General features: G+C 46.4%; 1 protein-coding gene. It reads right to left on the bottom strand.

The window, feature by feature from the left end:
• Window positions 1–309: 309 nt before the first annotated feature.
• On the bottom strand, window positions 310–645 hold the full coding sequence (locus ABMA70_RS16020) for a hypothetical protein (RefSeq protein ID WP_393022412.1): 336 nt from the start codon (window positions 643–645) through the stop codon (window positions 310–312).
• Between the last annotated feature and the right edge of the window lie 490 nt (window positions 646–1135).

The following is a 1135-nucleotide window of genomic DNA, read 5'->3' as shown; positions in this document are numbered from 1 at the left end:
TGTTCAAGAGCTAGGTCTAATAACTTAGCCCTTGACTTGCCAGTGAGTGTCTTCTCAATCTGATAGTCAGGCTCATCTGTGCCTCGCTGTATCATCTTGATTACGTACACAGTAGGCATGATGCACCCCCTAGTTGAAGAAGACTAATTGATACGGGTCGTACACATCGTTGCCTAATTCGCGCTCATGCTTGAGGTCTTCGGCAGTCATAGTGTACACGCATTCATCCAGTTCAGAGTACACTTTGTACCCACCACTGGCTGATTCAAACAACACTTCTAATACATCGTAGCATTGCATAATTATTCCTTAGCGTGAGCACGCATCTCGAATTGATTTCATTAAGTCCACGTCAGGGTCGGGAGTGTCAGGCTCCCACTGTTTGACCTTGGCGTGAGGTTTGTTACCGATACCCCATGTATCAGACTCAGTGGTATCAGTTACTGCATTAGGTTTCTTGAGCATGTAATTCTCTAGGTCTGTGAGTAACTGGTGTCCCCACCCAGTGACGGCACTATCTTTGTTCTTACGAAGCACATCAATAGCACGCTGGTAGTCGCCTACATTTACATAATAGACTAGGTTATCAGCTTCACCTTTATCTGCACCATACATGATACGCTCACCACTACCACAGACATACACGCAGTCACCATCAGGTGTCTCTAATGTCAAATCGTCAGGGTCTTTGAAGGTCCATGCACTGACTATAGGAGTAGGCGCAGGAGGCACGGCTTTACTAGCAAGCTCGGCTTCCAATGCCCTGTGTACATCATGACCTACCCTAGACACGCACGTCTCCCATGCTCCCCACATAGCGAGGTTAGGTCGGTTGATAATGCCGTTGAGTATGGAGTAGGCAACGTCCCATTCATGATTGCTCATAGCCTTTGTGTACTCGATGGCTAGGTCTAGGTCATCAGTGACAAAGTGAGGTGTATTACCACTCGCAGTCAAGTGAAAGCACATGTAAATGTTAGGCTTATTCTTGTGTGTCAGAGTGCGATAGCGGTAGCGTACATGTTCAAGTTTGATAGCCATGTTATGCCTCCACTAATTCAGCATCACACGCATGACGTGAGATGAGTACACATTCTTGCTCGAATACTTTGCACATATCACGGGCAATAAGTTT

The organism is Halobacteriovorax sp. XZX-3, assembly GCF_043196495.1.
Classification (GTDB): Bacteria; Bdellovibrionota; Bacteriovoracia; order Bacteriovoracales; family Bacteriovoracaceae; genus Halobacteriovorax_A.
This window is presented reverse-complemented; position numbering and strand designations above follow the sequence as displayed.